At 66.9% G+C, this 23744-nt stretch carries 19 protein-coding genes and 2 pseudogenes; 17 read left to right on the forward strand and 4 right to left on the reverse strand.

Annotation, left to right across the window (positions count from 1 at the left end; translation table 11 throughout):
* Window positions 1-187: 187 nt before the first annotated feature.
* The 5 genes and pseudogenes from flhB to AB3X98_RS27480 all read left to right on the forward strand — a co-directional run.
* Window positions 188-1360, forward strand: a pseudogene (gene flhB / locus AB3X98_RS27460) (flagellar biosynthesis protein FlhB); the annotation flags it as partial.
* A 155-nt stretch (window positions 1361-1515) separates the two neighbouring features.
* Entirely contained in the window at window positions 1516-3615 is a 2100-nt protein-coding gene (gene flhA, locus AB3X98_RS27465) for a flagellar biosynthesis protein FlhA (RefSeq protein WP_069264366.1), read from the forward strand.
* Window positions 3616-3911: 296 nt separating this feature from the next.
* A complete protein-coding gene (flhF, locus tag AB3X98_RS27470; RefSeq protein WP_368606869.1) occupies window positions 3912-6011 on the forward strand; it encodes a flagellar biosynthesis protein FlhF in 2100 nt (699 codons plus the stop codon).
* Window positions 6004-6786, forward strand: a pseudogene (locus tag AB3X98_RS27475) (MinD/ParA family protein); the annotation flags it as partial. The gene flhF and the pseudogene AB3X98_RS27475, both read left to right, overlap by 8 nt.
* Window positions 6787-7141: 355 nt before the next feature.
* A complete protein-coding gene (locus tag AB3X98_RS27480) occupies window positions 7142-7873 on the forward strand; it encodes an RNA polymerase sigma factor FliA (protein ID WP_069264361.1) in 732 nt (243 codons plus the stop codon).
* 172 nt (window positions 7874-8045) lie between these two features.
* Here the strand turns inward: AB3X98_RS27480 and AB3X98_RS27485 are convergent, their stop codons facing one another.
* The 3 genes from AB3X98_RS27485 to flgA form a co-directional block, all read right to left on the reverse strand.
* Window positions 8046-8489, reverse strand: a complete 444-nt coding sequence (locus AB3X98_RS27485) for a flagella synthesis protein FlgN (RefSeq protein ID WP_069264359.1) — start codon at window positions 8487-8489, stop codon at window positions 8046-8048.
* Window positions 8490-8539: 50 nt separating this feature from the next.
* Window positions 8540-8884 (reverse strand): flagellar biosynthesis anti-sigma factor FlgM, encoded by a 345-nt coding sequence (flgM, locus tag AB3X98_RS27490; RefSeq protein ID WP_342949207.1) that lies wholly within the window; start codon window positions 8882-8884, stop codon window positions 8540-8542.
* Window positions 8885-9065: 181 nt separating this feature from the next.
* Window positions 9066-10367, reverse strand: coding sequence for a flagellar basal body P-ring formation chaperone FlgA (gene flgA / locus AB3X98_RS27495; RefSeq protein WP_368606868.1), 1302 nt, complete (start codon window positions 10365-10367; stop codon window positions 9066-9068).
* A gap of 246 nt (window positions 10368-10613) precedes the next feature.
* Between flgA and AB3X98_RS27500 the strand changes: the two genes are divergently transcribed.
* From AB3X98_RS27500 to flgL, 12 genes are all read left to right on the forward strand, one after another.
* Window positions 10614-11129, forward strand: coding sequence for a flagellar basal body protein (locus tag AB3X98_RS27500; protein ID WP_342949209.1), 516 nt, complete (start codon window positions 10614-10616; stop codon window positions 11127-11129).
* A gap of 88 nt (window positions 11130-11217) precedes the next feature.
* Complete coding sequence (gene flgC / locus AB3X98_RS27505; RefSeq protein ID WP_028203363.1) at window positions 11218-11643, forward strand: flagellar basal body rod protein FlgC; 426 nt, start codon at window positions 11218-11220, stop codon at window positions 11641-11643.
* Window positions 11644-11844: 201 nt separating this feature from the next.
* The gene (locus tag AB3X98_RS27510) at window positions 11845-12492 is read left to right on the forward strand and encodes a flagellar hook assembly protein FlgD (RefSeq protein ID WP_083245249.1); all 648 of its coding nucleotides are present in this window, start codon (window positions 11845-11847) and stop codon (window positions 12490-12492) included.
* Window positions 12493-12518: 26 nt separating this feature from the next.
* Window positions 12519-13757, forward strand: coding sequence for a flagellar hook protein FlgE (gene flgE / locus AB3X98_RS27515; protein WP_368606867.1), 1239 nt, complete (start codon window positions 12519-12521; stop codon window positions 13755-13757).
* Between the two features lie 27 nt (window positions 13758-13784).
* Window positions 13785-14543, forward strand: a complete 759-nt coding sequence (gene flgF, locus AB3X98_RS27520) for a flagellar basal-body rod protein FlgF (protein ID WP_069264348.1) — start codon at window positions 13785-13787, stop codon at window positions 14541-14543.
* A gap of 63 nt (window positions 14544-14606) precedes the next feature.
* The gene (flgG, locus tag AB3X98_RS27525) at window positions 14607-15395 is read left to right on the forward strand and encodes a flagellar basal-body rod protein FlgG (protein ID WP_069264346.1); all 789 of its coding nucleotides are present in this window, start codon (window positions 14607-14609) and stop codon (window positions 15393-15395) included.
* A gap of 119 nt (window positions 15396-15514) precedes the next feature.
* Window positions 15515-16141: a flagellar basal body L-ring protein FlgH gene (locus AB3X98_RS27530; RefSeq protein WP_256094710.1), complete on the forward strand. Its 627-nt coding sequence runs from the start codon at window positions 15515-15517 to the stop codon at window positions 16139-16141.
* Window positions 16135-17334 (forward strand): flagellar basal body P-ring protein FlgI, encoded by a 1200-nt coding sequence (locus tag AB3X98_RS27535; protein ID WP_083245231.1) that lies wholly within the window; start codon window positions 16135-16137, stop codon window positions 17332-17334. The genes AB3X98_RS27530 and AB3X98_RS27535 overlap by 7 nt, the downstream gene beginning before the upstream one ends.
* Before the next feature lie 10 nt (window positions 17335-17344).
* Entirely contained in the window at window positions 17345-18346 is a 1002-nt protein-coding gene (gene flgJ / locus AB3X98_RS27540; protein WP_069264342.1) for a flagellar assembly peptidoglycan hydrolase FlgJ, read from the forward strand.
* A 268-nt stretch (window positions 18347-18614) separates the two neighbouring features.
* On the forward strand, window positions 18615-19385 hold the full coding sequence (locus tag AB3X98_RS27545; RefSeq protein ID WP_028203371.1) for a flagellar brake protein: 771 nt from the start codon (window positions 18615-18617) through the stop codon (window positions 19383-19385).
* A 210-nt stretch (window positions 19386-19595) separates the two neighbouring features.
* Window positions 19596-21602: a flagellar hook-associated protein FlgK gene (flgK, locus tag AB3X98_RS27550; RefSeq protein WP_368607131.1), complete on the forward strand. Its 2007-nt coding sequence runs from the start codon at window positions 19596-19598 to the stop codon at window positions 21600-21602.
* Window positions 21603-21613: 11 nt separating this feature from the next.
* On the forward strand, window positions 21614-22858 hold the full coding sequence (gene flgL, locus AB3X98_RS27555; RefSeq protein ID WP_342949214.1) for a flagellar hook-associated protein FlgL: 1245 nt from the start codon (window positions 21614-21616) through the stop codon (window positions 22856-22858).
* Between the two features lie 84 nt (window positions 22859-22942).
* On the opposite strand, the gene fliR is transcribed toward flgL, so the two are convergent.
* A complete protein-coding gene (gene fliR / locus AB3X98_RS27560; RefSeq protein WP_069264337.1) occupies window positions 22943-23734 on the reverse strand; it encodes a flagellar biosynthetic protein FliR in 792 nt (263 codons plus the stop codon).
* Window positions 23735-23744 lie beyond the last annotated feature (10 nt).

Here is a 23744-nt window from a genome sequence, read left to right on the forward strand (position 1 = left end):
CGCGCATCGTGTGCCGGCGTTCGCCGATGATGCCGCCCCGGTTCCATCGGCCGAAATACCCTGATTTCCCCGTCCTACTCCGCCAATCGCCGCTTGGCTTGCGCGGCAATAATCGCTGTCACTGAAAAAGGGCGCGCGCCAGCCGCGCAGCCGCGACGAGCGGCGCGTGCCCGCGACCGGAGCATGCGTGGCTGAGGACAGCGACCTCGAGAAAACCGAATCCGCCACTCCCAAGCGCCTCGAAAAGGCGCGGGAGGAGGGGCAGGTTCCGCGTTCCCGGGAGCTGGCGACATTCGCGCTGCTCTCGGCGGGCTTCTATGGCACGTGGATGCTCTCCGGCACGATCGGCGAGCATCTGCAAGCCATGATGCGCGGCGCGTTCTCGTTCAATCACGCGGGGGCGTTCGAAACCAGCCGCATGCTGATCGGCGCCGGCGTCGCCGCGCGCGAAGGTCTCATGGCGCTCATGCCGGTGCTCGCGCTCACGGGGCTCGCCGCGCTGCTCGCGCCGATGGCGCTCGGCGGCTGGCTCATCTCGACGAAGGCGCTGCAGCCGAACTTCGGCCGCCTCAATCCGATGTCGGGGCTCGGGCGGATCTTCTCCGTGAACGGGCCGATCCAGCTCGGCATGTCGCTCGCCAAGACGCTCGTGGTGGGCGTGATCGGCGGCTGGGCGCTGTGGAGCCGGCGCGACGAGATTCTCGGGCTCGCCATGCAGCCCGCGCCGCGCGCGTTCGCCGACGCGATGCATCTGATCGGCGTGTGCTGCGGCATGACGGTCGCCGGCATGTTCGTGGTCGCCGCGCTCGACGTGCCGTACCAGCTCTGGTCGTACTACCGCAAGCTGCGCATGACCAAGGAAGAAGTGAAGCGCGAGCACAAGGAAAACGAAGGCGATCCGCACGTGAAGGGGCGCATTCGCCAGCAGCAGCGCGCCGCCGCGCGCCGCCGCATGATGACTCAGGTGCCCAAGGCCGACGTGGTCGTGACCAACCCGACGCACTTCGCCGTCGCGCTCAAGTACGCCGATGGCGAGATGCGCGCGCCGAAGGTCGTCGCCAAGGGCGTGAACCTCGTGGCCGCGCGCATCCGCGAGATCGCGACCGAGAACAACGTGCCGCTGCTCGAAGCGCCGCCGCTCGCCCGCGCGCTCTATTACAACGTCGACATCAACCGCGAAATTCCGGGCCCGCTCTACGGCGCGGTCGCCCAGGTGCTGGCGTGGGTCTATCAGCTCAAGCGCTTTCGCGAGCATGGCGGCGACGTGCCGATGGAGCCGACCGACCTCGACGTGCCACCCGAAATGGACAAGGGCGCGATGAGCGACGAAGACGAAGCCAGCGAAGCCGACGAAGCCCTCACCCCCGAGGAGCGCGCGGCCGCCGAGGCCGCCAGTCGCGCGAACGCGGCAAATTCCACGAACGCAGCGAACGCGGCGAACGCAAACAACGCATCGAATACCGCTGGCCGCGCCGACGACAATCCGGCGCGCGACGGCACTGAAGGAGCAACAGAATGAACGCCCGCACCGGTTTCCTCGCGCGGCGCCCGGAGATGCTGCAAAGCACGAATCTGCGCGCGCTGGCGGGACCGATCCTGATCTGCATGATCCTCGGCATGATGATCCTGCCGTTGCCGCCGTTCCTGCTGGATCTGCTGTTCACTTTCAACATCGCGCTTTCGGTGATGGTGCTGCTCGTCAGCATGTACACCATGAAGCCGCTCGACTTCGCGGCGTTCCCGAGCGTGCTGCTGTTCTCCACGCTCCTGCGGCTCTCGCTGAACGTGGCCTCCACGCGGATCGTGCTGCTCGAAGGCCACACCGGCCCGGGGGCAGCGGGCCAGGTGATCGAGTCGTTCGGCCACTTCCTCGTGGGCGGCAACTTCGCCGTGGGTATCGTGGTGTTCGTGATCCTCATGGTCATCAACTTCATGGTGATCACGAAGGGCGCGGGCCGTATCGCCGAAGTGTCCGCGCGCTTCACACTCGACGCGATGCCCGGCAAGCAGATGGCGATCGACGCCGACCTGAACGCGGGCCTCATCAACGAAGAAGCGGCCCGCAAGCGCCGCAGCGAGATTGCCCAGGAAGCCGAGTTCTACGGCTCGATGGACGGTGCGAGCAAGTTCGTGCGCGGCGACGCCATCGCCGGCCTGCTGATCATGGTGATCAACATCGTGGGCGGGCTGATCGTGGGCGTCGTGCAGCACGGCATGCCGCTCGCCTCGGCGGGCGAGACCTACACGCTGCTGACCATCGGTGACGGCCTCGTCGCACAGATTCCGTCGCTCGTGATCTCGACGGCGGCCGGCGTGATCGTCTCGCGCGTGGCGACCAACGAAGACATCGGCACGCAGCTCACCGGCCAGCTCTTCACGAACCCGCGCGTGCTGATGATCACGGGCGCGATCATCGTCATGATGGGCTTGATTCCGGGCATGCCGCACTTTGCGTTTCTGCTGCTCGGCGGCGGTGCGATCCAGCTCGGCCGCACGCTGAAGAAGAACGCCGCAGCGAAGAAGGCGAGCGCCGTGATCGCCGACGCCGCGCCCGCCGCGCTTGCGCCCGTCGAAAACGCCGAGGCGACCTGGGACGACGTGGCGCTCATCGACACGCTCGGCCTCGAAGTGGGCTACCGCATCATTCCGCTCGTCGACAAGAACACCGACGGCGAGCTGCTCAAGCGCATCAAGAGCATCCGCAAGAAGTTCGCGCAGGAAATCGGCTTCTTGCCGCCCGTCATCCATATTCGCGACAACCTGGAGCTGCGCCCGAACGCCTACCGGATTGCATTGAAGGGCGTGGAAGTGGGCACGGGCGAGGCCTATCCGGGCCAGTGGCTCGCGATCAACCCGGGCCAGGTGAGCGCGGTGTTGCCCGGCACGCCGACCACGGATCCGGCGTTCGGCCTGCCCGCCGTCTGGATCGATTCGAACGTGCGCGAGCAGGCGCAGGTGTTCGGCTACACGGTGGTGGATTCGAGCACGGTGGTGGCGACGCACCTGAATCACCTCGTCGTCATGCACGCGGCCGAACTGCTCGGGCGCCGCGAAGTCCAGGCGCTGCTCGAGCGCGTGCAGAAGGACACGCCTTCGCTCGTGGACGACCTCGTGCCGAAGGTGCTGCCGGTCACGACGCTGCAGAAGGTGCTGCAGAACCTGCTGGAAGAAGGCGTGCCGATCCGCGACATGCGCACGATCATGGAATCGCTCGCGGAGCACACGCCGCGCATCACCGACGCCCACGATCTGACGGCGGCGGTGCGCATCGCGCTCGGCCGCGCGATCACGCAGCAATGGTTCCCCGGCAACGCCGACATGCAGGTGATGGGCCTCGACGCGAACCTCGAGCGCGTGCTGTCGCAGACGCTCACCTCCGGCCCGAACCCCGGCCTCGAACCGGGTCTCGCGCACACGCTGCTCACGCAGACCGAGCAGGCGATGGGGCGTCAGCAGGCGCTGGGTCTCGCGCCGGTGATGCTCGTGCAGCACGCGCTGCGGCCCATGCTGTCGCGCTTCCTGCGCCGCAGTTTGCCGCAGCTCAAGGTGCTGTCGTATGCCGAGGTGCCCGATACGCGCAACGTGAAGGTGGTGAACGTGATCGGGGCGCACTGATCGCGCTGCTGCATCTGGACGAGAAAAAGCCCGCTTCTTGCGGGCTTTTTCGTTAGCCGCGCCGCGTGCGAGCCTTTCTGCACGTAATTTTTGCCTGTGCGCACCCCCGCCACCGATTCCGCGAATTGCCCGCATTTCTCCGCCCTGATCCATCGATCATGGGGGGCTCACCTTCGAAATAATTCCAACATCGGAAAAGGCCTTGCACAGGACGCCAGGCCGGCAGCAATCCAGCGCCATTCCAGCAACAGACGACCGGCGGCGGCATTGGCCGCTCACCTCATCAGGGGCTTAGCTTGAACATTCGCAAATTCATCGGTGGCACCAGCCGCGACGCGTTACGGCTCGTACGCGAAGCGTTGGGTGCGGACGCCGTCGTTCTGTCGAACCGTACGCTCGACGACGGCAGCGTCGAAATCGTCGCGCTCGCGGACCGCGATCTCGCGGCGATCGCGCCGGCCGATGCTGCCGCCGCGCAAGGCCTGGGTGGCCTCGTGGCGCAAGGTGGTCAAGGCGCCCCGTTCGCGCAGCCCTCCGCCGCCATGACGCAGATGTCGCGCACGCCGCGCAGCGCGCCTGGCGCCGCTCCCGCGGCGCTCGCCGCCCCGGTGGGCGGTGCGAACCCCTACGCGAGCGGCATGCCGGACGTGTTCTCGTCGGTGTTCGGCGCGAGCCCGGAAGTGGGCGCCGAAAACGGCGGCGCGAGTGCCGACGCCGATGCCGATGGCGACCAGGCCGCCGACACCGCCGTCTCGCTCGGCAAGGAAGCGGCGGCCGCGTCGGCCGCCATTGCGCCGCTTTCGGCTTCGTCGCCTTCTTCGCGCGCCGCGGCAGGCCAGCAGGCCGCGCAATCGGCGATGCCGCCGACGCTGCAATCCGCGATGCAGGCCGCCCAATCGCAACAAGCTGTCCCGCATGCGCATTCGCCGCTGCAAATGGCGCTGCAGGCCGCGACCGACTCGCTCGCCTCGCCGGCCTTTGCACCATCGTTTGCGTCCACGGCGCCGGCCGCCAACGCCCAGGCCGCCGCACGTGAAGCCGCAGCGCGGCTCGAACAGGCCGCCGCCGCGCAGACGAGCGACGCGCCGCGCACGATGGCCGAATCGAACCCCTGGCTGATCGACCACGCCCGCCGTATCGCGAACCAGCAGAACGCGCCGCGCGTGCCGGGCATGACGCCTGCCACCGCCGCCGCGCGCGGCCTTGGCAGCGTCGCCGATCCGGTGCTGCCGCCCGACGTTGACGCCAGCACGCCCGACTGGGCGCTCGAGGCCGCTCATGTCGCCGCGCGCCGCGCCGCGCAGCGCCTCGGCCACGGTCCGGAAGCCGCGGGCCCCGCACCCGGCAGCCGCAATGCGCAGGGCACCGATGCGGCGCAAACCGTGAGCGAAGCGATCCGCGCGCGCATCGAGCAGGTCGTCAACGAAACCGTGATGAACGAGCTCGCCTCCATGCGCGGCATGATGGAAGAGCAGTTCGCGGGCCTCCTGTGGGGCGAGCGCCAGCGCCGCAGCCCGGTGCAGGGCGCGCTCACCAAGCAGCTGTTCGCCGCGGGCTTCTCGGCGCAACTGGTGAAGATGATGATCGACCGGCTGCCCGACGTGCAGACCGAAGAGGCCGGCATGGAGTGGCTCCAGTCGGTGCTCGAATCGAACCTGCCCGTGCTCGAAGACGAACAGGCGCTGATGGAGCGCGGCGGTGTGTTCGCGCTGATGGGCCCGACGGGCGTGGGCAAGACCACGACCACCGCGAAGCTCGCCGCGCGCTGCGTGATGCGCTTCGGCGCGAGCAAGGTGGCGCTGCTCACCACCGACAGCTACCGGATCGGCGGCCACGAGCAACTGCGCATCTTCGGCAAGATCCTCGGCGTTTCGGTGCACGCGGTGCGTGACGGCGCGGACCTCCAGCTCGCGCTCACCGAACTCAAGAACAAGCACATCGTGCTGATCGACACGATCGGCATGAGCCAGCGCGACCGCGCCGTGGCCGACCAGATCGCCATGCTGTGCGGCGCGGGCCGCCCGGTGCAGCGCCTTCTGCTGCTCTCGGCGACCAACCACGGCGACACGCTCAACGAAGTCGTGCAGGCCTACCAGAGCGGCCCGGACAACGCGCCGCTCACGGGCTGCATCCTCACCAAGCTCGACGAGGCGACCAACCTCGGCAGCGCGCTCGACACCGTGCTGCGCTACAAGCTGCCGGTGCATTACGTCTCGACGGGCCAGAAGGTCCCCGAGAACCTTTACGTGGCGACGCGCCGCTTCCTGATCCGCAGCGCTTTCTGCATTCCGCGAGAGAGTTCGCCGTTCGTGCCGCACGAAGACGATATCCCGGCGCTGCTGTCGGCACTCTCGACGCGTACGAATTCGCAGGCTCCCGAGGTCAGGTTTGGATAAGTTCGTAATCGATCAAGCTGAAGGGCTGCGGCGGCTTCTCGCGCGTGAAGGCTCGCGCGTGGTCGCAGTGACGGGCGGTGCAGGTTCGCCCGGACGCACGACCACGGTGGTCAATCTCGCGGCGGCGCTCACCGCGCAGGGCAAGGACGTGCTCGTGATCGACGAGTGTCTGGGACCCCGCTCGGTCTGTGCGCTGGTGGGCGGTGTGCGCGGCGCAGGCAACTTCGCCGCCGTCGTGCGCGGCGAGCGCACGCTCGACGAAGCCGTGGGGCGCCATGCGCTCGGCTTCGGCGTGCTGGCCGCCTCGCGCGACAATCGCGCGCAGTACACGTCCGCCCAGCTGCAGAAGGTCATTTCGGGCCCCGCGGACATCGTACTGATCGACGCGCAGCTCGACGCCGATGGCGCGCTTTCGCCGCTCGCCATGCATGCGCACGATGTGCTGATCGTGATGCGCATCGGTGCGCAGTCGATCACGGACGCCTACGCGTGCATGAAACGGCTGCACTTCGCGCATGCGATCGCGCAGTTTCGCGTGCTCGCGAATCATGTGGCGAACGCGAGCGACGCGCAGGCCGCGATCGAGAATCTCGCAGGGGTGGCGAGCCGCTACCTGAGCGTGTCGCTCGACAGCGCCGGAAGCGTCGCCGCCGATCAGCACATGGCGCAGGCGCTCAGGCTTGCGCGCTGCATCGTCGATGCGTTTCCGTCGACGGCCGCCGCGCGCGATTTCCGCCACGTGGCCGCCGAGCTGCCGCACTGGCCGATGCGACCCGCGGTCTCGGCGTGCTCGCCGGCCACGGCACGCGCCAATGCACTGTTCGGCGCGAAGGACGAAGAACATGAAGCGGCGGGCCACGCACCCGTCGACGATCCGGACGGCGCGCCGCAAGCCGGCGTCCAGCCCCACGCTACCCATGCAACAAACGCCGCACACAGCACGCTCGCCGCGAACGCCGATTCGTTCGTAGCGGCCGTGACGGGTGTGCATCCCGCACCCAACGCAACATCCGCGTCCGCTCCGGCCCATGTGGGCTGGCGGACCGATACGCCCGCGCAGCGGACGTCGCCGCAGCACGTCTGACGTGCGCACGACGACGCCAACAGGGAGATGAGAAGTGGAGAGCACGATGTATAACGCTCAAGGAAAAATTTCGCAGGCCGACGTGCTCGCGAAATACGCGCCGCTCGTCAGACGGCTCGGCTTGCAGCTCGTCGCCAAGATGCCGGCGAGCGTGGACCTCGACGACCTGATCCAGGCCGGCATGATCGGCCTGCTCGACGCGGCCAACCGCTACAAGGAAGATCAGGGCGCTCAGTTCGAGACCTACGCGAGCCAGCGCATTCGCGGCGCAATGCTCGACGAGCTGCGCAGCAACGACTGGCTGCCGCGCAGCCTGCGCCGCACCTCGCGCGAAGTGGAAAGCGCGGTGCACAAGGTGGAGCAGCGGCTCGGGCGCTCGGCGAGCGAGACGGAGATCGCCGAGCATCTGAGCATGCCGCTCGACGAGTATCAGAGCATGCTGCAGGAACTGCATGGCAGCCAGCTCATCTACTACGAAGACTTCGACCGCTCCGCCGAGGACGAACCGTTCCTCGACCGCTACTGCGTCGATCATTCGGACCCGCTTTCGGCGCTGCTCGACGACAGTCTGCGCGGCGCGCTCATCGAGGCGATCGACCGGCTGCCCGAGCGCGAGAAGCTGCTCATGTCGCTCTATTACGAGCGCGGCATGAACCTGCGCGAAATCGGCGCGGTGATGGAGGTGAGCGAGTCGCGCGTGTGCCAGCTGCACAGCCAGGCGGTGGCGCGCCTGCGCACGCGACTGCGCGAGATGTCTTGGGCCGGCCAGGAGAATTGAGGCGGTAGACGGCGCGCGCGGCGGCCAGCGCGAGCGGGACTGAAGTTGCAATGAAAGAGCCGGGGTGCGAGAGCGCCCCGGCTTTTTTGTTGGTGGACTGGACTCGCGCGAAACAAAAAAGCCGAAGCATCACTGCTTCGGCTTTTGTCTTTGGCGGACGATCTACGCGCGCTTACAGCCCGAACGCCGGCAACCGCCCATCGGGACCGTACAGCATCGAGCCGTTGCCCGTTTCGCCGCGCAGGATCGAGAGCGCGCGGCGGTTATGCTCCATGCGCGTGCGGATCATCATGCCAATGGTGAGATTCTTGCGGCGCGCGCGCTCGGTCGACCCCTTGAGCAGCGCCCACTGACTTGCCAGACGCGCGTCGCCGTCGCAGGCCATTTCGATGCCCTTGCGGCCGCCCGGCAGGCCGAGGCCGGCCAGTTGCGCGTCGCGCGCTTTTTCGAGGCCCGCGAGACGCTGCGTGAGCGTCGTCTTCTGCTCGACGATTTGCGGGAGCGCCTCCATGCCATCGGCCGACACGAGCGCCTTTTCTTCATAGGCGAGCAGCGACGCGAACGCCTCGACCGTGGCGTGTTCGTCGATCAGTGTGGCCAACAGGGCATCTTTCATTGCAAGGCACCAAAAAAAGCGAGGTTTGCGCGGCGCTCGCGCATCGGGCGTCAGTTGCCCGACGTCGGCTTCATGAGGTCGCGCGCGGTCTGGATCACGCCGTCGGCGATCTTGCCGGAGTCAATCTGCAACGTGCCGTTGCGGATCGCGTCCTTGATCGACTGCACGTGCGCCGTGTCGATGTCAGCGGAACCGCTCGCCGCGAGCGAGCGCATCGTCGACGAGAGCGACGACAGGCTCACGTTCGCGCCGCCTTGAGCGGCGGCGGTCGTGCCGCCTGCCGCGCCGGAGGTGGTAGCGGTGTCGGTGCTTACGCCGGTCGAATCGGCTTGCGAGCGCGCGAGGCCATCCTGCAGCGTGCGCGGATCATTGCGGGTGGAGGAGTCAACTTTCACGATGGGCGTTCCTGATCGATTTGACCTTGATAACGGCACAGGTCGGGCCGAACTTTAGCCGAAAAATCCCACCGTTACATGCTGTTACGTGTGCTGGCGCACAAAGCCGGAAACGGCCGGATCGGGCCGCCGGACGGGGCTGGGCGCCCCCTGTTCCGGCCCTTACCGGCGCTTACCGGCCCTAGATCTGCACCTGCACGGTACCCGCGTCCTTGACCACGCCCGAGATGATCTGGCCGCCGCTCGTGCGCACGCGCACCTGCTGGCCCGGCTCGGCGTTGTTGAGCGCGCTGCCCTCGGCGGAGATCGTGAAGTTGCTGCCCACGGCAATCACCTTGACCGTCTGGCCGATGACCACCGAGGCGGCGCTGCGCAGCATGTCGGTGCGCAGCGGCAGTCCCGCGGAAATCCGGGCGAGCGCGACGGCGCCGGTCGCCTGGTTGGGATCGGTGATGATGGTCTGCGGCAGGTTCGCGAGGTCGCCCGCGCGCGGCATGAAATCGGCGGCTGAAAGCGCCTCGCCCGCGCCGATCTGACGCGAGGCCACGTAGTAGGTCACGTCCACCGCAATGCGCGCGCTCACATAGAGCGTCCACGGCTTCGCGCCGATGCAGCGCACGCCCACGGTCGTGTGGCCATAGGTGCGCGCGCCCGGCGGCATGAACGGCTCGAGTGACGTGCAGGCTGCGAGGCCACGCGGAAACACCGGCGCGACCGTGATGCTCACGTGGCCCGGCAAGCCAGCCGACTGCTGCTGCAGGAAGGCGAGCGCGGCGGCGCGGATCGATTCGCCGTCCTGCTGGCCCGGCGGCGTGGCCTGCACGTTCGTGGCGACGGCGCTGGTATTGGGATTCGGCGGCGCGCCGGCGCTTGCGCTGGCAACCGGCTTCGCGAGCGTCGCCGCGCCGGCGTCCACGACCACCGGGGCGACGCGGTTCGCGGCGGTAGACAGGTTCACGCGCTGCAGCGTGCCCGCGTTGTTCGCGTTGGCCGCCGGCACGCGCATGGGCTGGGCGCTCGCGCCCGGCGCGGGAACCGTGACGATGCGCGGCGCGTCGCCTTGGGGTGCGCGCTCGCCGGGACCCGGTATCGTGATCATGCCGTTCGACTCGACGCCCGCGCGTGCATCCTCCGGCACGCCGCGCGAATTCAGATCGGCGTAGCTGGCCGCGCGCAACGGTGCGGCCTCATTGGCGGGAGCAACGCTGGCCACAGCCGCGGCGGGCTTCTTCACATTGCTCGCGAGCATCGCGTTCATCTGCGCGGCGTCGGCGCCCGAGCGGTCGCCGGGGCCCGCTATGAAGATCTGGCTGCCGGCGGCTTCAGGTTGCGCCGGAGTTTGTGCATGAGCGAGCGTGCCGCCAAAGAGCGCGCTGCCAAGGGCGCAGGCCAGCACGCATGTCCAGGACGCGCGCCACGACAGCGCGCGCGCACGCCGCTCCAGGCCGGCGTGCGGCCTACGGAAAGGGGCAGTCTGCGGCATTGTCGTTCTCCATCGATTGCATTGACACGCCTCGCATTCTAGGCGGCGCCCCCCGCGCGCTTGCGTCGAATAGAGGGGCGCTTTACCGGCTATTCGTCCGATTGGTTCTTGCCACCCCCGCCTAATATTCCACTCCATGCGCAAAGGCCTTCGGACCACGCGCCTAACGTTTGCGCCGGTTTCCCCGCCGCCTGGCGAGCCCGCCGCGCTCACGCCGAATCCTTTTCGTTTCACGGAGAACGCCCGATGCTGGACAAACTCGATGCCGAATTCGCCTTTGGGCGCGAAGCGCTCGATGTGCGCGCCACGCGCCAGGCATTGATCTCTTCGAACATCGCGAACGCCGACACGCCGGGCTACCAGGCGCGCGACGTGGACTTCGCGGCGTCGCTCGCCGGCGCTTTGCGCCAGCAGGGCGCCGGCGGCACGGTGGGCATGAAGGCCACCTCGGGCGGCAACGCCCAGCCGCTCGCCATGGCGCAGCCCGCGGGCGTGACGAGCGGCATGCAGATGGCGTCCACGGAGTCGGGCCACATGGCCGGCGACGCGAAGCTGATCCCGACGGGCGGCCCCGCCGACACCTACAAGAGCCAGCTCATGTACCGCACGCCGGTGCAGCCCGCGCTCGACGGCAACACGGTCGATCTCGACACCGAGCGCGTGCAGTTCGCCGACAACGCGCTGCACTTCGAGTCGGGCATGACGGTGGTCTCGCAGCAGATCAAGACGATGCTCTCCGCGATCACCTCGGGTTCGAGCTGATCGCCGCACGCAACCGGAAGACGCAGTAACGAAGCCATGAACGACCAACGCGCGCGTGACGCGCACCTGATGTGAGGTCTACGAAACCATGCCATCCCTGATGAACATCTTCAGCGTTGCGGGCTCCGCCATGACGGCGGAATCGCAGCGCCTGAACGTGACGGCGTCCAACCTCGCCAACGCCGACAGTACGACCGGCCCCGACGGCCAGCCGTACAAGGCGAAGCAGGTCGTGTTCGCAGTGAACCCGCTCGGCGGCGCGCGCACGGCCTCGGGCCAGCAGGTGGGCGGCGTGCGGGTGACCGGCGTGGTGGACGACCCGACGCCCATGAAAGAGACCTACGATCCCGACAATCCCTCCGCCAACGCGGACGGCTACGTGACGATGCCGAACGTCGATCCGGTGCAGGAGATGGTGAACATGATCTCGGCGTCACGCTCGTACCAGGCTAACGTCGAAACGCTGAACACGGCCAAGACGCTGATGCTCAAGACGCTCACGATCGGAACGTAAAGCGGCAACCTGAAGCACGGCAAGCCGCAGTCAGTACGGACACTGCAGTACATACAGAGACCAGCGGGCGCGAAATGAAGCAGCGCCTGCCACCACCACACGCCAAAGCACGAAGCGCAATCGAGGGAGAACGCGTTGAGTTCCAGCAACACAACCATCGGCGGCAGCACCGCCACCGTGTCGCAGCAACTGCTCGACACCATGAACGGCACGAGCTCGAGTTCGTCGTCGGCGTCGTCGAGCGGCACGAGCGCGAGCGACCTGCAGTCCACGTTCCTGCGGATGCTCGTCGCGCAGTTGCAGAACCAGGACCCGACCAATCCGATGGACAGCTCGCAGATGACCTCGCAGCTCGCCCAGATCAACACGGTGTCGGGCATCCAGCAGCTCAACACGTCGCTGTCGTCGCTCTCCACGCAGCTTTCGGCGGGCCAGAACGCGCAGGCCGCGCTGCTGATCGGCTCGACCGTGCTCGCCCCGGGCAGCAGCGCCGCCGTGTCGAGCGGCAGCGCGCCGCAACTCGGCGTGACGCTGCCTTCGGCGGTCTCGGACGTGAAGCTCACGATCACCAATTCGGCAGGCCAGGTCGTCAACACGCTCGACCTCGGCGCGCAGTCGGCCGGCACCGTGCCGGTCACCTGGAACGGCAAGGACAGCTCGGGCAATACGGTCGCCGACGGCACCTACACGATCAGCGCCAGCGCGACGACCAACGGCCAGTCAGCCACGGCAACCGCGCTCGTCGCGAGCCAGGTGCAAGGCGTGGTCCAGAAGTCGGACGGCACCCCGAGCCTCTCGCTCGCCAACGGCAAGACCGTCGCGCTTACGAGCGTCGGCGCCATTCTCTGAACACGATAAACGCGGAGTAGACAACCATGGGCTACCAGCAAGGATTGAGCGGCCTCGCCGCGTCGTCGAACGACCTCGACGTGATCGGCAACAACATCGCCAATGCGAACACCGTCGGCTTCAAGCAGAGCACGGCGCAGTTCGCCGACGTCTACGCGAACACCATCGCGACGTCGGTGGGCAACCAGATCGGCCTCGGCGCCTCGCTCCAGACCGTGCAGCAGGACTTCGCGCAAGGCACGATCAGCACGACGGGCCAGGCGCTGAACGTCGCCATCAACGGCAACGGCTTCTACCAGATGTCGCACAACGGCACGATCACGTATTCGCGTAACGGCGTGTTCCAGCTCGACAAGAACGGCTTTATCACCGACGCGTCGGGCAACGACCTGATGGGCTATGCCGCCAGTTCGACGGGCGTGATCAACACCGCGCAGACCGTGCCGCTGCAGGTGCCGACCACCAACATCGCGCCGGTTGCGACCAAGAACATCACGGCGCAGCTGAACCTGAACGCGCAGGCCACGACGCCTACCACGACGACCTTCAGCGAAACCGACTCGACGAGCTACACGTATTCGACGTCGGTCACGGCTTACGACACGCTCGGCGGCGCACAGACGGTCAACATGTATTTCGCGAAAGACGCGACGAGCGGCCAATGGGACGTGTATGCCGGTCAGCCGGGCTCGGTGACGAAGCTCGGCACCGCACAGTTCAGCTCGTCCGGCGCGCTCCAGAGCATCACGGCCAGCGCCCCGGCAACGACCAACGGCACCACGTCGTTCACCTTCAACATCAACCCGACGGACGGCTCCACGAAGCCCCAGTCGCTGACGCTCGACCTCGCGGGCACGACGCAGTACGGCTCGGCCAACGGCGTGAACAACCTCGCCCAGGACGGCTACGCGAGCGGCACGCTCTCGAACTTCTCGATCGCCGCGGACGGCACCATCACCGGCAACTACTCGAACGGCCAGACCATGTCGCTCGGCCAGATCGTGCTCGCCAACTTCAACAACCCCAACGGCCTTTTGAACCTGGGCGGCAACCAGTTCCAGCAAACGGCGGCCTCGGGCGTCGCACAGGTCTCCACGCCGGGCAGCACGAACCACGGCACGCTCACGGGCGGCGCGCTCGAAGCGTCGAACGTCGACCTGACGAACCAGCTCGTCGACCTGATTACGGCCCAGCGCAACTACCAGGCGAACGCGCAGACCATCAAGACGCAGCAGACCGTCGACCAGACGCTGCTGCAGATGTAACGCGGCTAACCACGTACCGGGCACATCATGGACCGACTGATCTATACCGCGATGACGGGCGCGAGCCAGGCGCTCGAGCAGCAGGCCGTCGTCGCGAACAACCTCGCGAACGTCTCGACCACGGGCTTTCGCGCGCAGCTCGCCAACTTTCGCGCCGTGCCGATGTCGTTCGGCGACGGCTCGACGGTGAACGACCAGACCACGCGCACCTACGTGCTCTCGGCAACGCCTGGCTCGGACATGACGCCCGGTGCGATCTCGCATACCGGCAACCCGCTCGACATCGCGATTCAGGGCCAGGGTTTCATGGCCGTGCAGACGGCCGACGGCAACGAGGCCTATACGCGTGCGGGCAATCTGCACGTCGATGAAAACGGCCAGCTCGTCACGGCCAACAACCTGCAGGTGATCGGCGGCGGCGGCCCGATCGCGGTGCCGCCGGGCTCGGCGATCACGATCGGCAAGGACGGCACGGTATCGGCCATCGCGCCGGGCAGCCCCGCCAACGCGATCGCCATGATCGACCAGATCAAGTTCGTCAACCCGCCGGCAGGCGCGATTACGCGCGGTGACGACGGCCTGTTCCACACGTCGGACGGCAACCCCGCCGACGCGGACCAGACCGTCCAGGTCGCAACCGAGTCGCTCGAGGGCAGCAACGTGAACCCGGTGGCGGCGATGGTCTCGATGATCACCAACGCGCGCCAGTTCCAGATGCAGACCAAGCTGCTCCAGAACGCGGACCAGAACGAGCAGAGCGCGAACCAGCTGCTCAACTTCAGCTAAGCCATTTCAAGTTAAATGAAGGCCGCCTCGCGCAGCGCGAGGCCGGACCGGGAGAAAGACACCGTGAACCGATCGCTCTACATCGCCGCCACCGGCATGAACGCCCAGCAGGCGCAGATGGACGTGATCTCGAACAACCTCGCGAACGTGAGCACCAATGGCTTCAAGGGCTCGCGCGCGGTGTTCGAGGACCTCATGTACCAGACGCTGCGCCAGCCGGGTGCGAACTCGACCCAGCAAACCGAACTGCCTTCGGGCAGCCAGGTGGGCACGGGCGTGCAGCAGGTGGCGACCGAGCGTCTCTATACGCAGGGCAACCTGCAGCAGACCGGCAACTCGAAGGACGTGGCGATCAACGGCGCCGGCTTCCTCCAGGTGCAGATGCCCGACGGCACGACGGCCTACACGCGCGACGGCTCGTTCCAGACCAACGCGCAAGGCCAGCTCGTGACGGCGAGCGGCTACCAGGTGATGCCGGCGATCACGGTGCCCGCCAACGCCACCTCGCTCACCATCGGCAGCGACGGCGTGGTCACGGTCACGACGCCGGGCTCGAGCAATAACACGACCATCGGCACGCTGCAGCTCGCCATGTTCATCAACCCGGCCGGGCTGCAGTCGAACGGGCAAAACCTGTTGTCGGAAACGGCATCGTCGGGCGCGCCCACGGTTTCCACGCCGGGCCAGAACGGTTCGGGCACGCTCAATCAGGGCTACGTGGAATCGTCGAACGTGAACGTCGTGCAGGAACTCGTGAACATGATCGAGACGCAGCGCGCCTACGAAATCAACAGCAAGGCGGTCACCACTTCTGACCAGATGCTGCAAACCCTCAGCCAGATGCAGGTCTGAGGTCTCCCTGGTTAATCAAGTCGGTGAAGAATATGTCGCAGTCCGTTCGAAACCATCCTCGCATCCGCGCGCGGCATCCGGGCACCCCCCGGGCGCTCGTGGCGGCTGTGGCGCTCGCGATGCTGGCGGGCTGCGCCTACCTACCCAACCGGCAGCCGATCACGCAGCAGCCCATGACGGCCGTGCCGCCCCCGCCGCCCGCGAACACCTCGCCGGGCGCGATCTACAACCCCGGCTACGCGGGACGGCCGCTCTTCGAGGACCAGCGTCCGCGCAATACCGGCGACATCCTCACGATCGTCATCTCCGAAAACATCAATGCGACCAAGTCGTCGGGCGCGGCCACCAAGCGCGGCACCAGCGCCAGCTTCTCGGGCACCGCGAACTTCCTGCCGGGCTTCTTCAACCGCGCGAACCTGAATACGACGGGCGCGAACCAGTTCGACGCCACGGGCGGCGCGAACGCTTCGAACACGTTCACGGGCGTCATTACCGTGACCGTGACGAACGTGCTGCCCAACGGCAATCTCGTCGTGTCCGGCGAGAAGCAGATGCTCATCAACCAGGGCAATGAATACGTGCGCTTTTCCGGCGTCGTCAATCCGAACACCGTTGCCGGAGACAACTCCGTGCTATCGACCGACGTCGCCGACGCGAAGATCGAATACTCCGCGAAAGGCGTGATCGACGAGGCCGAGACGATGGGCTGGCTGCAACGCTTTTTCCTGAACATCGCGCCATGGTGAAGATCCGCTTCCATCGTTCGCGCCGCTCGCGCATGAAGGACGTGCTCGCCGCGCTCGGCGTGGCATTCGGCTTCGTGGTGGCCTGCGGAGCGCTCGTCGCCTACGCGACGCCGGCGCGCGCCGAGCGAGTGAAAGACCTCGCGACCTTCCAGGGCGTGCGTGACAACCCGCTCATCGGCTACGGCCTCGTGGTGGGTCTCGACGGCACCGGCGACCAGACGACCCAGGCGCCGTTCACGACGCAGACGCTCGCGAACATGCTCGCGAACCTCGGCATCTCGATCAACAACACGTCGAGCTCGTCGGGTTCCTCGTCGACGCTCAACAACATGCAGCTGAAGAACGTCGCCGCCGTGATGGTGACGGCCGTGCTGCCGCCGTTCGCGCGGCCGGGCGAGCAGATCGACATCACGGTGTCGTCGCTCGCCAACGCGAAGAGCATTCGCGGCGGTACGCTGCTGCTCACGCCGCTCAAGGGCGCCGACGGCCAGGTCTACGCGCTCGCGCAGGGCAACGTGGCCGTGGGCGGCGCGGGCGCCTCGGCCAACGGCAGCAAGGTGCAGGTGAACCAGCTCGCCGCGGGGCGCATTGCCGGCGGTGCGATCGTCGAGCGCGCGGTGATCTCGCCGGTTTCGCAGCAAGGCGGTCTGCTCACGCTGACCGTCAACGACATGGACTACGACACGACGCAGCGCATCGTCTCGGCCGTCAACAACATGTTCGGCCCGGGCACGGCCTCGCCGCTCGACGGCCGCACGATCCAGGTGCACGGGCCGGCCGATCCGGGGTCGCAGGTGGGCTTCATCGCGCAGATCCAGGACCTCAACGTGAATCCGGCCACGCCGGCCGCGAAGGTGATCCTGAACGCGCGCACCGGCTCGATCGTCATGAACCAGATGGTGACGCTGGAGAGCTGCGCGGTCGCGCACGGCAATCTCTCGGTCGTCGTGAACACGCAGACGGCGGTGAGCCAGCCCGGTGCGTTTTCCAATGGCCAGACGGTGGCGACGCGGCAGTCGCAGATCCAGCTGAAGCAGGACAACGGGTCGCTCAAGCTCGTAACGGCGGGTGCCAATCTCGCCGAGGTCGTGAAAGCGCTCAACGCGCTGGGCGCCACGCCGGCGGATCTGATGTCGATCCTGCAGGCGATGAAGGCGGCGGGCGCACTGCGCGCCGACCTCGAGATCATCTAAGGGGTGTAACTTGGATAATACGAAGAACATCGGCGGCGGCAGCCTCGACCTCACCAACCGCTTCGCGCTCGACGTGCAGGGCTTCGACTCGATGCGCGCCGCGGCGAACGCCTCGCCCCAGCAGGGCGTGAAGATGGCCGCCAAGCAGTTCGACGCGGTCTTCACGCAGATGATGCTCAAGAGCATGCGCGACGCGACGCCCGACGACGGCCCGCTCGACTCGCACGACGGCGCGCAGTTCACCTCGATGATGGATCAGCAGCTCGCCCAGCAGATGTCGAACAAGGGCATCGGCGTGGCGAACGCGATGCTCAAGCAACTCATGCGCAGCATGGGGGGCGCTGCCGGTGCCGATGGCGCGGGTGGTGCCGGTGGTGCGGGCGGCGTGGCGGGCGCGATCTCGGGGCTTTCGGGCAAGGACGCGAGCGAGGGCAACCTCGCCATGCTCAATGCGCTCGGCCGCGCCTACGGCAACACTGCCGCCAATGGCGCGCTCGCGAACGGCTCGGGCTACAGCGGCAACAGCGCGCTCACGCCGCCGGTCAAGGGCAACGGCGACGCTTCGGTGGACGCCTTCGTCGACAAGCTCGCCAACGCCGCGCAGCAGGCCAGCTCGACCACGGGCATCCCGGCGCGCTTCATTCTCGGCCAGGCTGCGCTCGAATCGGGCTGGGGCAAGCGCGAGATCAAGAACGCCGACGGCTCGGCGAGCCACAACGTGTTCGGCATCAAGGCGAGCAAGGACTGGACCGGCAAGACCGTCTCGACGGTCACGACCGAGTACGTGAACGGCCAGCCGCATCGTGTGGTGGAGAAGTTCCGCGCCTACGACTCGTACGAAGACGCGATGACCGACTACGCCACGCTGCTCAAGAACAATCCGCGCTACGCGTCGGTGATCAACGGCTCGAAGAGCGCCGAAGGCTTCGCGCACGGCATGCAGCGCGCGGGCTACGCGACCGACCCGCACTATGCGAAAAAGCTGCTGACCATCATGCAGCGGATGGCCTGAAGATCGATTCGACGCCCGGCGCCACGGTTGACGTCAATTAGGCAACCGCAAACGTTGGCTCGGCGCAGTTGCCGGAAGAAGCTGCGCACGCGTGTTTCATGCAGGGAAAAGGCACATTTTTTTTACGCCCAATCCCTAAATTTTTCGTCATGTCTGCCGCTAATGCAGGCGAGATGGAAAAGCAATCCGGGCGGTCGGACCGCCCGAACGGCGCGTGCGGAAAGGGTCCGCTCTCGCGCCGGCACGTTCACGAATTTCCGGCAGGCCGATGAATACCGTTCAGTCGAATCCACAGGAAGCAGGCGAGGGCGCCGAGGGTGCCGACGGCTCCCACGATTTTGGGCGCCGCAATCCGCTCGAGATCGGCGTCCAGCTACGCAATCTCGTCAATCGCGGCGACTTCCTGACCCTCCAGTATCGCGGCGGACAGCTCGTCACGCGCATTCTGGCCGTCAACGGACGCGAGCGCACTTTCGTGTTCGACTGGGGCGCGATGCCCGAGCAGAACACGGGCGTGCTCGCGGCGCCCGAGTGCCTGTTCCACGCCTCGCCCGACGGCGTACGCGTGGAGTTCAAGACGGCTACGCCGCGGCGCACCGAGTTCGAAGGGCACCCCGCGTTCGAAGCCGATTTCCCCGAAGTGCTGTTCTACGTGCAGCGGCGCGAGTACTTCCGCGTCGACACGCCCGTGCTCGAGCCGTGCATCTGCCGCGGCGAGCTGCCGAGCGGCGGCCCGCGCTTTGCGTACGAGGTGCATGACCTCTCGCTCGGCGGCCTCGGACTGCGTACGACCGAGGAGCGCGTCGCGGACCTCGCCATGGGGCTCGTGCTGCCCGACGTCGAACTCGACCTGCGCGCGCACGGCAAGCTGCGCGTGGATCTCGCGCTCGTCGTGCTGCGCTTCATCGATCTGCCCAACGGCGACCGCCGCTATCACATGGGCTTTCGCTTCGACGCGCTGCCCGGCGCCTCCGAGAACACGCTGCAGCGCTATATCACGCAGCTCGAGATGAAGCGCCGCGCGCTCGCGCGTGCCTGAGCGGCACGCGCCTCGCCCGCACGATCCGCCACACCCCGGACGGCGCAGCGCATGCTGCGCCGGCGCGCCCGCCGCGCGGCAGCCGCGCACGCGCCCACTCGCTAACGTTTTCGTCCCCATCGGGCGCTCAATTTTTGCAGTGCGTTGCCGTTATACCGTGAGTACACCACGCGGTTTGCCAGGGGGGCAGGCCGCTTTCGAGGATTACGCATGTCCAACATTTTCTCGATCGGTCTGAGCGGCCTGCAGGCGGCGCAGATTGGTATCTCGACCACCGGCGAGAACATCAGCAACTCGACGACCGCGGGCTACACCGTCGAGAAGCCGGTGTACCAGGAATCGGCAGGCCAGTACACGTCGAACGGCTATCTCGGTAGCGGCGTCACCACCGCGACCGTGCAGCGCGCGTACAGCCAGTACCTCACGACGGCCGTCAACAATGCGCAGACGGCCAGCAGCTCGTACACGGCTTCGTACAACCTCGCCACGCAGCTCTCGAATCTCGTGGGCAGCCCGACCTCGGGCATCGCCACCGCGATCACGAACTTCTTCACGGGCCTGCAGAACGTCTCGAATTCGCCTTCGGATACCGCAGCGCGGCAAACCGTGCTCTCCGACGCGCAGACGCTCGCCACCCAGATCAACGCCGCGAGCCAGCAGTACGACGCGATGCGCCAGAGCGTGAACACGCAGCTCACGAGCGCGGTCTCGCAAATCAACACCTACACGCAGCAGATCGCGAACCTCAACGCGCAGATCACGTCCGCGAGCTCGAGCGGCCAACAGCCGAACCAGCTGCTCGATCAACGCGATCAAGCGGTCGCGAACCTCTCGCAGCTCGTGGGCGTCCAGGTCGTGCAGGGCAGCACCGGCTACAGCGTGTTCCTCGGCAACGGCCAGCCGCTCGTGGTCAGCAGCCAGAGCTACAACCTCGGCACGCAGCCTTCGAGCACCAACCCGCAGGAACTGGCCGTGACCTGGCAGGGCCTGAACGGCGCGAGCGCCGCATCGCAAGGCGCGCCGCAGGTGCTGTCGTCGGCCGCACTGCAGGGCGGCACCGTGGGCGGCCTCGTTTCGTTCGTCTCGTCCACGCTCGATCCGGCGGAGTCGCAACTGGGCGCGATCGTGACGAGTTTCGCCGCGCAGGTGAACTCGCAGAACGCACTCGGTCTCACGCTCTCGGGCGGTGCGGGCGGCAATCTGTTCACGGTGGGCAACCCGCTCGTCACGGCCAGCTCGACGAATCCCGACACGCAGACCACGGTCAGCGCGACGCTGACGAACAGCACGCAGCCGCTCACCGACAACTACAAGCTGAGCTACGACGGCACGAACTGGAACCTCACCGACACGACGACGAACTCGCTGGTCGCGACCCAGCCGAACGGCACCGCGCCGATCAAGATCGGCGGCTTTTCGATTACGCCTTCGGGCACGGTGAGCGCGGGCGACTCGTTCATGATCCAGCCGACGGCCGGCGCACTCGCGAGCTTCTCGGTCGCGACCAGCGACCCCGCGGCGATCGCGGCGGCCACGCCGGTCGTCGTGTCGGCGTCCACGAAGAACGCAGGCACGGCCACGGTTTCGCAGGGCACGGTCGGCGCAGGTTACTCGACCAGCGCGCTGCCTGTCACGCTCTCATACGCCTCGACGAGCACCACGACCGGCACGCTGAGCGGTTTCCCCGTCGGTTCGAAGGTGCAGGTCACCGTGGCCGGCTCGAGCACGCCGACGACGTACACGATCACGAGCAACACGACGCCGGTGAGCTACGACGCCACCACGGGCGCGACGATCGCCATCATGGATTCCACGGGCACCGTCACGAACGCAAGCTTCACGATGACGGGCACGCCCTCGAACAACGACACGTTCACGGTGGCGGGCAACAAGAGCGGCACGCAGGACGGCCGCAACGCGCTCGCGATCGCGAACCTCACGTCGAGCACGGCGTACACGGGATCGACCACGCTCACCACGGCGTATGCGAACTACGTGAACTCGATCGGCGACACGGCAAGCCAGCTCAAGGCGTCGAACACGTCGCAGCAGTCGCTCGTGACGCAGCTCACCTCGCAGCAGCAGTCGGTGCAGGGCGTGAACCTCGACGAGGAAGCCGCGAACCTGCTGCAGTATCAACAGCTCTATCAGGCCAACAGCAAGGTGATCCAGACGGCGGCATCGCTGTTCCAGACCCTGCTCGGCATTTTCCAGTGAGGCGCTGACCCATGCGTATCGCGACTTCCCAGATTTTTTCCTCCAGTCTGTCGACGATGGAGAACCAGCAGTCTCAGCTCCTTCAGGTCCAGCAGCAGATCTCGACCGGCGTGGCGATTTCGAACCCGGGCGACAATCCGCTCGGCGCCGCGCAGGCCGTGACGCTTTCCGCCACGAGCGCGACGCTCACGCAGTACACGTCGAACCAGACCACGGCGCTCACTGCGCTGCAGCTCGAGGACACGACGCTCTCGAGCGTGACGAGCACGATGCAGAGCATTCACTCGCTCATCATCGAAGCGCAGAACGGCTCGCTCACGGACCAGGCGCGCCAGGCGATCGCCCAGCAGATGCAAGGCGACCGCAACCAGCTGCTCACGCTCGCCAATACCACGGACGGCGCGGGCAACTACATCTTCTCGGGCTTCCAGAGCACCTCGCAGGTGTTTTCGAACAAGTCGGGCGGCGGCGTGACTTACAACGGCGACGCGGGCCAGCGCGTGATGCAGGTGGCCGGCACGCGCAACATCGCGGTCGGCGACACGGGCACGACGGTGTTCCAGAGCGTGCAGGCCGTGGGTTCGGCCAACGTGGCCTCGGGCAGTTCGTCGAACAAGGGCACGGGCGTGATCAGCGGCGTGACGGTGACGGACCCGACCCAGGCGACCAACAACGACCACTACTCGATCGCGTTCGCCACCGACGCGACCACGGGCGCGCTCACCTACACGGTGACCGACAACAGCGTCAGCCCGGCGACGACCACGACGCCGGCCAATTACACCGAAGGCAATCCAATCTCGCTCGGCTCGGGCATGAGCGTGACGATGTCGGGTACGCCCAGTGCGGGCGACTCGTTCTCGGTCACGCCGGCCACGGCGTCGCAGAACACGGACGTGTTCGCGAGCATCGACAGCATCATCGCTGCGCTGAACACGCCCACGAGCGGCTCCACCGCCGCGGTCGCGAACCTCAACAACGCGCTGAACACGGGCCTCACGCAGATCGGCAACTCGCTGTCGAACGTGATCACGGTGCAGGCTTCCGTGGGCGGCCGCGAGCAGGAAGTGAAGGCGCTGCAAACGGTCACGTCGACCAACTCGCTGCAGGTCACGTCGAACCTCTCCGACCTCATGAGCACCGACACGGTGGCAGCGATCAGCCAGTTCGAGCAGCTGTCGAACGCGCTCACGGCTTCGCAAAAGAGCTTCGCGGCAACGCAAAATCTCTCGCTGTTCCAGTACATCAATCCTTGATCGTGAGGCATTGAGCGGTCGAAAAAAAAGCGGACTCCGATCCGCTTTTTTATTGCGCTGCGCGCGCGTCGTGCGAAGCGCGTTTCAACCGTGCGGCCGCAGCGCGCCGGCCACGCGGCCCATCTGGTCGATACCGCTGTCGAACAGTCGCGCGAAGTAGGGAATCAGGTTCGGCATCATCAGCTGAATGAGCAGCAGGCCCACTAGCATCGTGAGCGCGAAGCCGATCTGGAAGATACCGATTTGCGGGGCCGCGCGGTTCAGAATGCCGAGCGACAGATTGGTGATGAGAAGCGCGACCACCACCGGCAACGAAAGCAGCAGGCCCGAGGTGAGGATCGTCGCGCCATAGCTGGCAATCAGCTGCCAGCCCGAGGCGCCGAGCACGCTCGCCGTGACGGGCAGCGTCTGGAACGTGGCGACGAGCGCCGCGATCATCTGCAGATGGCCGTCGAACACGAGGAAGGCCAGCATCGCCATCATGTTCAGCCAGGAGGAGAGCGCGGGCGAACTGGTGTTGGCCTGCGGGTCGAAGAAGCTCGCGAAGCCCAGACCCATGCCGAGGCTCATCATGTCGCCCGCCGCGGTGACGACCGCGAACACGAGCTGCATCGTGAAGCCGAGCGCCACGCCGATCAGGAACTGGTTGACGAGGATCCACACGCCCTCGGCGGAAAACACCGTGACTTGCGGCATCGCGCCGAGCGTAGGCGCGACGATCAGCGTGATGAAGCCCGCGAGGCCGATCTTCACGCGCGTCGGCACGGAGCGGTTGCCCACCAACGGCGCGACCGCCACGAGCGCCAGAATGCGCGTGAACGGCCAGAGGAAGGCCGTGAGCCAGGCGTTGAGCTGCGCGTAGGTGACCGTAAACATCGTGTGCCGG

The organism is Paraburkholderia sp. BR14312 (genome assembly GCF_040948675.1).
Classification (GTDB): Bacteria; Pseudomonadota; Gammaproteobacteria; order Burkholderiales; family Burkholderiaceae; genus Paraburkholderia; species Paraburkholderia nodosa_A.